Annotated in this window: 7 protein-coding genes; 5 read left to right on the top strand and 2 right to left on the bottom strand. The window is 73.8% G+C overall.

Annotated elements, in window-relative coordinates; all coding sequences use genetic code 11:
* Nucleotides 1-171 precede the first annotated feature (171 nt).
* From AC3WRM_RS17520 to AC3WRM_RS17500, 5 genes are all read left to right on the top strand, one after another.
* Nucleotides 172-4,005, top strand: coding sequence for an SDR family NAD(P)-dependent oxidoreductase (locus tag AC3WRM_RS17520; protein ID WP_492270935.1), 3,834 nt, complete (start codon nt 172-174; stop codon nt 4,003-4,005).
* Nucleotides 4,002-5,087, top strand: coding sequence for a cytochrome P450 (locus AC3WRM_RS17515; RefSeq protein WP_492248302.1), 1,086 nt, complete (start codon nt 4,002-4,004; stop codon nt 5,085-5,087). The genes AC3WRM_RS17520 and AC3WRM_RS17515 overlap by 4 nt, the downstream gene beginning before the upstream one ends.
* A gap of 1 nt (nt 5,088) precedes the next feature.
* Nucleotides 5,089-6,360, top strand: coding sequence for an activator-dependent family glycosyltransferase (locus AC3WRM_RS17510; protein WP_492248303.1), 1,272 nt, complete (start codon nt 5,089-5,091; stop codon nt 6,358-6,360).
* Nucleotides 6,357-7,352, top strand: coding sequence for an aldo/keto reductase (locus tag AC3WRM_RS17505; protein ID WP_492248304.1), 996 nt, complete (start codon nt 6,357-6,359; stop codon nt 7,350-7,352). Before AC3WRM_RS17510 ends, AC3WRM_RS17505 begins: the two co-directional genes overlap by 4 nt.
* Before the next feature lie 61 nt (nt 7,353-7,413).
* Nucleotides 7,414-8,325 (top strand): SAM-dependent methyltransferase, encoded by a 912-nt coding sequence (locus AC3WRM_RS17500; RefSeq protein WP_492248305.1) that lies wholly within the window; start codon nt 7,414-7,416, stop codon nt 8,323-8,325.
* On the opposite strand, the gene AC3WRM_RS17495 is transcribed toward AC3WRM_RS17500, so the two are convergent.
* The gene (locus AC3WRM_RS17495; protein ID WP_492248306.1) at nt 8,302-9,057 is read right to left on the bottom strand and encodes a thioesterase II family protein; all 756 of its coding nucleotides are present in this window, start codon (nt 9,055-9,057) and stop codon (nt 8,302-8,304) included. The genes AC3WRM_RS17500 and AC3WRM_RS17495 overlap by 24 nt on opposite strands.
* Nucleotides 9,058-9,060: 3 nt before the next feature.
* The gene (locus tag AC3WRM_RS17490; RefSeq protein ID WP_492248328.1) at nt 9,061-10,275 is read right to left on the bottom strand and encodes a cytochrome P450 family protein; all 1,215 of its coding nucleotides are present in this window, start codon (nt 10,273-10,275) and stop codon (nt 9,061-9,063) included.
* Nucleotide 10,276 lies beyond the last annotated feature (1 nt).

Here is a 10,276-nt window from a genome sequence, read left to right as displayed (position 1 = left end):
GGTGTGGTGGGTCCGTCGGTGTGTGTGGGGGGTCGTTCGGAGCTGGTGGACTGGTCGGCTGGTGAGGTGGAGCTGGCTGAGGGGTTGCGGGAGTGGCCGGTGGGTGCTGATGGTGTGCGTCGGGCGGGGGTCTCGGCGTTCGGGATCAGTGGGACGAACGCGCATGTGGTCGTGGAACAGGCCCCGGCGCAGGAGACCTCGGACGAGCTGGTCGGTGCGCCGGTCGACGAGGACGGCGTGGGCTCCGCGTCGGCGTCCGGCGCCGGAGTGCTGACCGGTGGGGTGGTGCCGCTGGTGCTGTCGGCGCGCACGCCCCAGGCCCTCGCCCGGCAGGCCGCGCGGCTGCGCGACGCCCTGGCCGGCACGGACGCGCCGACGCTGCCCGAGGTGGCCTGGACGTTGGCCACCGGACGGGCGCACCTGCAGCGGCGTGCGGTGCTGCTGCCGCGCGACGTCGTGCACGCGCGCGCACTCCTGCACGACCTGGCCGAGGGACGCACGTCCTCGGAGGTCGTCGTCGGGGACGCCCGGACCGCCGAGGGCCCGGTGATGGTGTTCCCGGGTCAGGGGGCGCAGTGGGTGGGGATGGCGTCGGGTCTGTTGGGGGTGGAGGTGTTCGCGTCGGCGTTGGCCGAGGTGGACGCGGCGTTGGGTGAGGTGCTGGACTTCTCGGTGCGTGAGGTCCTGGAGGGTCGTGAGGGTGCGCCGTCGTTGGATCGGGTCGAGGTGGTCCAGCCGGCGTTGTTCGCGGTGATGGTGTCCTTGGCGCGGTGGTGGGAGTCGGTCGGGGTGCGTCCGGCGGCGGTGGTGGGTCATTCGCAGGGGGAGATCGCTGCTGCGGTGGTGGCTGGGGCGTTGAGCGTGGCTGATGGTGCGCGGGTCGTCGCGCGGCGTGCGTTGGCGTTGCGTGCCCTGGCCGGTGGTGGCGCGATGGCGTCGGTGGCGTTGCCGGTGGAGCAGGTGCGTTCCTTGGCCGCGGAGGTCGGTGGTCTGGAGGTTGCGGCGGTGAATGCTCCGGCGCAGGTCGTGGTGGCGGGTGACGTCGCGGCGGTGGAGGCGTTGGTCGAGCGTGGTCGGCGTGAAGGTGTGCGGGTCCGGCGGCTGGCGGTGGACTACGCGTCGCACTCGGTGCAGGTGGAGCGGGTGCGTGAGGGGTTGGCGGGCGAGCTGGGCGTGGTCGAGGGTCGTCCTGGTCGGGTGCCGGTGTTCTCGAGCCTGCGGGCGGCGCGGGTGGATGGTGTGGAGCTGGACGCGTCGTACTGGTACGAGAACCTGCGGGGGACGGTGCGTTTCGATGCGGCCGTGCGGGCTGCGGTGGGTGAGGGGCACGACGTGTTCCTGGAGGTCAGTCCGCATCCCGTGCTCGCCGCCGCCGTGCAGGAGACCGCTCCGGACGGGCTCGTGCTCGGCTCGCTGCACCGCGAGCGCGACGAGCACCTGCTCCACGAGCTGGCGCGGGCGCACGTGCACGGCGTCGAGGTCGACTGGACGGCGCTGCTCCACCGCACCCTCCCGGCCAGGTTGCCCACGACGGCCTTCGAGCCGGTGCGGTACTGGCTCGCCCCCGAGCCGGCCGACCGGTCCGTCGGCGACCGCTACGGCATCGCGTGGCGGACGGTTCCCGAACCGTCGGTGGCCGACCCCCGAGCGACCCTCCTGACACTCGGCGAGCCGCCGGCCGACCTGGAGAAGGTCCTGCAGGGCGTGGGCACGAGGCTCGTGCCGGTGGACCTCGCGGAGCCGCTGGACGTCGCTGGCGCGGCTGGGGTGCTCTCCTTCGACCGCGAAGCTGCCGAGCAACTCGACCGGGTGCAGCGGTTCCTGGCCGCCGACGTCGATCTTCCGCTGTGGTGCGTCACACGCGGCGCGGTCGCGGCCGCGGAGGACGATCTGGTCGACCCGGACGCGGCGATGGTCTGGGGGCTCGGCCGGGTGGTCGGGCTCGAGCGCCCGGAGCGCTGGGGCGGGCTGCTCGACCTCCCCGCCGAGGTCACCGCCGACGACACCGAGGCGCTCCTGGCCGCCCTGCTGGGCCACGACCTGGAGGACCAGGTCGCCGTGCGCCAGGGCCGGCGACTCTGTCGACGGCTCGTGGCCGCCCCGGCCGACCGGAGCCGACGGCGCTGGTGGCCGGGCGACGGCACGGCCCTCGTCACCGGGGGTACCGGTGCGCTCGGAGCGCACGTCGCCCGGTTCCTCGTCGCGCAAGGCGTCCGCGACCTGGTCCTCGTGAGCCGTCGAGGTCCGCACGCCGATGGTGCGGAGGAGCTGGTCCAGGAGCTGCGTGCCGCAGGAGCGGAGGCCACCGCCGTGGCGTGCGACGTCGCCGACCGCGGCCAGCTGACGTCGGTGCTCGACCGGCTGCGGTCCGATGGCCGCCGGGTCGAGGTCGTGGTCCACGCCGCCGGGGCACCGGACGCCCGCCGGCTCGAGGACGTCGACCGCCCGGAGGAGGTCTGGCGGGCGAAGGTGGAGGGTGCGCGGCTCCTCGACGAGCTGCTGCCCGACGTGTCGTCGTTCGTCCTCTTCTCCTCCGGGGCCGCCACCTGGGGCAGCGCCGGGCTCGGAGCCTACGCCGCGGGCAACGCGTTCCTCGACGCGCTCGCGCAGCGCCGCCGGTCCGAGGGGCGGGCCGGCACGTCCGTCGCCTGGGGCGCCTGGGCGGGGGGCGGCATGGCCGGGGCCGACCTGGACGGTCTGCGCCGGCGCGGCATCCGTCCGATGCGCCCCGAGCGGGCGCTCGAGGGCCTGCGTCGGGCCCTGGAGCAGGACGACGTCTGCGTGACGGTCGCTGACGTCGACTGGGCGCGGTTCGCGGTCGGCTTCACCGCGGCCAGGCCCCGTCCCCTCGTGGCGGACCTGGTGCCCGACGAGCCGGAGCTCCCGACGTCGCGCACCGCGGCGCCGGCCGCGCAGGCGGCGCCGACGACGGAGGAGGAGGCCGTGCACCTCGTCCGGGCGCAGATGGCGCGGGTGCTGGGCCATGCCCGGGCCGACGACGTCCCGGCCGACCAGCCGATCGGCGAGCTCGGCTTCGACTCCCTGTCGGCCGTGGGCCTGCGCAACGAGCTGCAGCGCGCCACGGGCGTCGAGCTGCCGGCGACCGTCGTCTTCCAGCACCCGACGCCCCGGGCGCTCGCGGAGCGGGTCCTGGAGCTCGGCCGCGCGGCCGGCCTCACGGCTCCGTCGGCCGCCGGCGCGTCCCTGGTCGAGGGGTACCGCCGTGCGGCGGAGTCGTCGCGCGTGCGTCCGTTCCTGTCGCTGATGGCCGACCTCGCCGACTTCCGCGAGCGGTCCGCGGACCCCGACGTCCTCGCGGAGCACGTCGTCCCCGTCGCGCTCGGCGCGTCGGGCGACGGGCCCGTGCTGGTCTGCTGCTCCGGCACGGCGGCGCCCTCGGGGCCGCACGAGTTCGCGCGGCTCGCGGCGGCGCTGGACGGGTCGTGGTCGGTGCTGGGGCTGCCCCAGCCCGGGTACCTGTCGGGCGAGCCGCTGCCGGCGTCGATGGAGGCCCTGGCCGCGGCGCAGGCCGCGACCGTTCTCCACGCGGTGGCGGGGCGGCCGTTCGTGCTCGTCGGCCACTCGGCCGGCGGGCTGATGAGCCACGCGCTCGCGACCGCGCTGACACAGCAGGGGCACCGGCCCGACGGTGTCGTCCTGCTCGACTCCTACCCGCCCGGTCGCCAGGACGCCGTGGAGGGGTGGATCGACGTCCTCACCCGGCGCCTGCTGGACCTGGAGACCGTCCCCCTGGACGACGCGCGCCTGACGGCGATGGGGGCGTACGACCGGATGCTCGCGGGCTGGGTGCCCGACGACCAGCAGGTCGCCACGTTGCTCGTGCGTGCCGTCGAACCCATCGCGTCGTGGCCGGACGGCGACTGGCGGGCCTCGTGGCCCTTCGCCCACACGACGGCCGACGTGCCGGGGGACCACTTCACGATGATGCAGGAGCACGCCGGGCAGGTCGCTGCCCGGATCACCGACTGGTGGGAGGCACGATGACCGAGACCGACGGCACCGCGACCCGCGCGACCCCGCACGGCCGCGCGCAGCTGGGGCGGCGGCTCCAGATGGTTCGCGGCCTGCTCTGGGGCTGGGGCAGCAACGGCGACGTCCTCGCGTCGGTCCTCAGCGGGTCGCGGACCGACCTGCTCGACTCCGGCCCCCTGCTGCGCGGAGAGCCGGTGGCGCGCAGCCGCACGGAGACCTGGGTCGTGGGCGACCACGCGACGGCGCGCGCCGTGCTCGAGGACGCGGCGTTCGGTCGGGGCCCGGCCCGGGTCCCGGAGTGGGCGCGCGCCGCCGACGTGGCCGACGCGACCTGGTCCCGGCCGTTCCAGGAGGTGGAGAATCAGGACGTGGCGCCCGACGTCGACCTCGACGGGGTGGCGGGCCGGGTCCGCGACGCCGTCGGCCCGCGCCGGGGTCGACTCGACCTCGTCGCAGACCTCGCGTGGCCCGCTGCCCTGGCGGCGTGCGACGTCCGCGACCCGGAGGCGGCGCGTGCCTGGCGCGTGGCCCCCGACGCGGCGCTCGTGCCCCAACGCCTCGCCCAGACCGTGGCGGCGCTCGAGGTGCTCGATGCCGGGCACGACGTGGCGCGTCTGACGGCGGCGTCGCTGCTGAGCGGGGTCCTCGTCGACGCCGTGCTGCTCCTCGACGGTCGCCGGGTCGCAGGTCTCGACGACGAGCCCGGGACCCGTGCCGTCGTGCGCGAGACGCTCCGGCTCGCGCCGACCCGCGCCCTGGTGCGCCGCACCGCGACCGCGGCCACGACGCTCGGTGCGGCCACGGTGGGCGAGGGCGACCAGGTCGTCGTCGTGACGGCGGTCGCCGACCGCGACCCCGCCGTCCTCGAGGATCCCGACGCGTTCCGGCCGGACCGGGAGCCGACCACCCCGTCGCTGTCGGACCTGCTCGCCGAGCGCGACCCGCTCGAGCGGCTCGTGCGCGAGCTCGCCGTGCTCGTGCTGCCCGTCCTGCTCGAGCGCACCCTCGACGTCGTGGGCCCGGTGACCCGTGACCCGCGGTCGGCGGTCCTGCGGTCCTGCCTGAGCTGCCCCGTCGTCCGTGAGGAGTCCTGAGATGCGTGTCGTGTTCTCGTCCATGGCGAGCAAGAGCCACCTGTTCGGGCTCGTGCCGCTCGCGTGGGCCTTCCGCGCCGCCGGTCACGAGGTCCGTGTGGTGGCGTCCCCGGCGCTCGTCGAGGACATCACCGCCGCCGGCCTCACCGCCGTCCCCGTCGGCGAGGACGTCGACCTCGTCGACTTCATGACTCACGCGGGCTACGACATCATCGACTACGTCCGCAGCCTCGACTTCAGCGAGGAGGACCCGAGCACGCTGACCTGGCAGCACCAGCTGGGCATGCAGACGGTGCTCACGCCGACGTTCTACGCCCTCATGAGCTCGGACTCCCTGGCCGACGGGCTGCTCGAGTTCTGCCGGTCGTGGAAGCCCGACCTGGTCGTCTGGGAACCGCTCACCTTCGCCGCCTCCGTGGTCGCCGAGGTGCTGGACGTCCCGCACGCGCGGCTGCTCTGGGGACCGGACATCGCGGTCCGCGCGCGTCAGCGCTTCCTGGCCCTGCGCGAGGAGCAGCCGGAGGGGCTGCGCGAGGACCCCCTCGGGGAGTGGCTGACGTGGACCATGCAGCGTCTCGCCGCCGACCGACCGGTGCACTTCAGCGAGCGCGCGGTCGTCGGGCACTGGACCATCGACCCGGCGCCGGCCCCGATGCGTCTCGACACGGGGCTCGACACCGTGGGCATGCGGTACGTGGACTACAACGGGCCCTCGACCGTGCCGTCCTGGCTGTTCCGCGACCCGCCGTCGCGGCCGCGCGTCTGCCTGACGCTGGGGATCTCCAGCCGGGAGAACGACATCGGCCAGGTGCCGGTCGCCGACCTGCTCCAGGCACTGGGCGACGTCGACGCCGAGGTCGTGGCCACGTTCGACCAGGACCAGCTCGCCGGCGTGGAGCGCCTGCCCGACAACGTGCGCCCCGTCGGTTTCGTCCCCATGCACGCGCTGCTGCCGACCTGCGCGGCGACGGTGCACCACGGTGGACCGGGAAGCTGGCACACCGCGGCGATCAACGGTCTGCCGCAGGTGGTCCTGCCCGACGGCTGGGACACTGGCGTGCGGGCCGCCCGCACCGAGCAGGTCGGTGCCGGCATCGCCCTGCCGGTCCCGGAGCTCACCGTCGAGGGACTGCGCGACGCGATCGTCGCCGTGCTCGAGGAGCCCTCGTACGCGGAGGGCGCGCGCCGTCTGCGTACGGCCATGCTGTCCGAGCCGACCCCCGCCGCGGTGGTCGAGGAGTGCGTCCGTCGCGTCGAGGAGCACGCCCGGTGAGCGCCGACGTGCCCTACGTGCGGGTGGGCCGCTCGGCGCTCGTGACCAGCTCGCTGTGGCTCGGGACGGTGAACTTCAGCGGACGGGTGGACGACGACGACGCACTTGCGCTCCTCGACCATGCCCGTGAGCGCGGTGTGAACTGCGTGGACACGGCTGACATCTACGGCTGGCGCCTGTACAAGGGGCACACCGAGGAGCTCCTGGGCCGGTGGCTGGCGCAGGGGGGTGGGCGTCGCGAGGACACCGTGGTCGCCACGAAGGTCGGCAGCCCGATGAGCGACGGGGTGCTCGACCGGGGTCTGTCGGCCCGGCACATCGTGGCCGGGTGCGAGGCCTCGCTCCGCCGCCTGGGTGTCGACCACATCGACCTCCTGCAGATGCACGAGTACGACCCCGCGGCGCCGTGGGACGAGGTGTGGCAGGCGATGGAGACCCTCGTGGGCAGCGGGAAGGTCCGGTACGTCGGGTCGAGCAACTTCGCGGGATGGCAGATCGCCGCAGGGGAGGAGGCGGCCCGACGGCGCCAGGGGATCGGGACGATCAGTCATCAGTGCCTCTACAACCTCGCGCGCCGAGACGTCGAGCTCGAGGTGCTCCCCGCGGCCGAGGCCTACGGGGTCGGGGTCTTCGCCTGGTCGCCCCTGCACGGCGGTCTGTTGAGCGGCGCGCTCGACAAGCTGCGCCGCGGCGTCGCGGTCAAGTCCGCCCAGGGCAGGGCGCAGGAGCTGTTGCCGTCCGTCCGCTCGGCCGTCGAGTCCTTTGAGTCGACCTGTCGCGCGCACGGCGTCGCCCCGGCCGAGGCCGCCCTGGCCTGGCTCCTCGACCGTCCGGGCGTCACAGGCGCCGTCGTGGGCCCCCGCACGCCGGAGCAGCTGGACTCCGCGCTCCGGGCGGCCACGACCACGCTCGACGCGTCGCTGAGAGCGGCGCTCGACACGATCTTCCCGCCCTCGGCCGCTTCCGCGGCACCGTGGGCGTGGATGGGGTGAGTCCACCCCACCCGCCGTCCGGACGGACGGCGGTCGTCATGAAGAGAGGACATCGAGGGGCATGGCACAGCAGAGCATCGTGAAGGACGTCCGTGACATGGTCAGGTGGCATGTGTGGACGCGGGTGCGACCCTCGACCCGCACCCGGGTCGCGTACGAGCTGTTCGCCGACGACCACGACGCGACGACGGAGGGCGCGTACATCAACCTGGGGTACTGGGAACCCGGGTGCGACAGCCTCGAGGAGGCTAACCAGGCGCTCGCCGACCAGCTGGCGCAGGCCTCGGGCATGGGCCCGGGCGACCACCTCCTCGACGTGGGCTTCGGGCTGGGAGCGCAGGACTTCTTCTGGTGGGAGACCCGACGCCCGGCCAGCATCACGGGTATCGACCTGACTCCGAGTCACGTGACGGCCGCTCAGGAGCGAGCCGTGCAGGAGGGCCTGACGGACTCGCTGTCGTTCGCGGAGGGGTCGGCGACGGACCTGCCGTTCGAGGCCGACCGCTTCGACCGCGTGACCTCCCTCGAGTCCGCCCTCCACTACGACCCGCGCACGGACTTCTTCGCCGAGGCGTTCCGCGTCCTGAAGCCGGGAGGGACGCTCGCCATCGGCGACATCATCCCGTTGGACCTCGACGGCGAGCGGTCGAGCACCCCGCGTCTGGCGCCCCAGCGCAAGGGGTCGCTCTCCGGCGGTATGCCGCCGGCGAACTGGGTCCCTCGAGCCGTCTACGCCGAGCAGCTGGAGAAGGCCGGGTTCGTCGACGTGGAGGTGCGCAGCATCCGTGATCGGGTGATGGAGCCGTGGCTCGAGTACTGGCAGACCAAGCTCGCCGAGGAGTCCTTCCGGTCGAGCGTGAGCCGGCTCTTCTACCGCCAGGTGAAGCGGTCGTTGACCAGCGACGCCGGGATGAAGGGAGAGCTCCCGGCTCTGGACTTCGTGATCGCGTCAGCCCGCAAGCCTGCCAGCTGACTCGAGGAGGTCCTCGCGCACGAGGGCGGCCACGGTGTCGACGTGGTCGCGCAGGAAGAAGTGGCCGCCCTCGAGCGTACGGATCCGGCCTGGGACGACCGAGAGCGCCAGCCAGCGCTCCGCGTCGGGAAGAGGCGTCAAGGGGTCTGCGTCGCCGCACAGCACGGTCAGCGGGGCGCGCAGCAGGGGTCGGGGCTCCCACGTGTAGTCCCGCAGGACCCGGTAGTCCGCCCTGAGGGCGGGAAGGGCGTGCTCGCGCAGGAGCGCGTCGTCGAGCACCGTGCCAGGGTCCAGGCGTCGGACCTCGTCCAGCAGGCCGTCGTCCTCGGGCAGGTCCCGGCGCCGCGCGTGCTGCTCGGGGGCCATCTGGCCGGAGACGACCAGTCGGGCCGGCGCCTCCTCAGGGTGTGCCTCCAGCAGCCGCGCCGTCTCGTAGGCCACGAGTGCACCCATGCTGTGACCGAGGATGGCGAAGGGACGGGCGCGGCCGAGGTCCCGCCACGCCCCGGCGACGACGTCCGCGATCGCCCCCGCCGTCGGCAGCTGCTCCTCCGCGGCGCGGTCCTGCCGGCCGGGGTACTGCACGGCCCACAGCTCGACGTCCGGGGACAGCGCGGCGGCAAGCGTCACGAAGGAGTCCGCCGCGGCGCCGGCGTGGGGGAGGCACAGGAGGTGGAACCGCGCCGCCGGCTCCTGACGGAGGCAGCGCAGCCACGCGCTGGAGCTACTCACGACTCATCCGTCGAGCCGGACGGGGAGGTGATCGATACCGCGCAGCAGCAGCGACCGGCGGAACGTGACGTCGTCGAGGTCGACGGCGCAGCGCAGCCCTGGAAACCGTTCGAACAGCGACCTGAGCGCGACCTCCCCCTCCAGCATGGCCAGGGGGCGACCCAGGCAGTGGTGGATCCCGTGCCCGAAGGTGAGGTGTCCCTTCGTGTCGCGACCGACGTCGAAGCGATCGGGGTCGGCGAAGCGAGCGGGATCGCGGTTCGCGGCAGCGCCTGCGACGAGGACCATGCTGTACGCAGGAATCGTGACGCCGTCGATCACGACGTCCTCCGAGGCGAAGCGCGTGGTCGTCTCCGGCGGTGCGTAGAACCGCAGCACCTCCTCGACCGCGTTGGGCCAGCGCGACGGGTCCTCCTGCAGGCGGGCCAGCTGCAGAGGGTGCCGCAGGAGCAGGTAGGTGCCGAGCCCGATCAGGCTGACGGAGGCCTCGAACCCGGCGAGGAGGAGCACCAGGGCGACGGAGACCAGCTCGTCCTGGCTCAGCCGCGCCTCGTCGTCGTCGCGAGCCTGGATGAGGGCGGAGAGCAGGTCGTCACCAGGCGCGGTGCGCCGTCTTTCGACCAGGTCGAGCATGAAGTCCACCACGTCCTCTGCTGCGTCGCCGCGGGCCTGCGCCCGCTCGGGATCCATGATGAGGATCTCGGCGCTCCACCGCCCGAAGTCGCTGCGACGTCCCTCTTCCACGCCGAGCAGCTCGCAGATCACCTGGATCGGGAGCGGGTGCGCGAACGTGGCGACGACGTCGGTCTCGCGCGCCTGCGACATGGCGTCGAGGAGGCCGTCGACGATCTGCTGGACACGAGGGCGCATGGCCGCCACCCGCCGGGCCGTGAACTCCCGTGCGACGAGCCTGCGCAGGCGCGTGTGGTGAGGCGGGTCGCTCGTGCCCATGTTGTTGACGAAGTAGTGCTTGGCCCGGTCGCTGAAGCCCAGGTAGGCCGGGAAGTCGACCTCGACGTCGGGGTACTGCGCCTTCGGGTCGCTGGACAGACGCAGATCGGTGAGCGCGGTGCGCGCCTGCTCGTAACCGGTCACCAGCCAGGCATCCTGGCCGAAGAACCGCACGGGCGCGACCGGCCTCCGTTCGCGCAGCTCGGCGTAGGTGTCGTACCAGTCGACGTGGAACGCGTCGGAGTCCAGGTCCGGCACCGCCGGCAGG

The organism is Aeromicrobium sp. EU05-FHT14F07, assembly GCF_058790455.1.
Note: the sequence above shows the minus strand (reverse complement) of the source record. Positions and strands in the feature narration are given on the sequence as shown.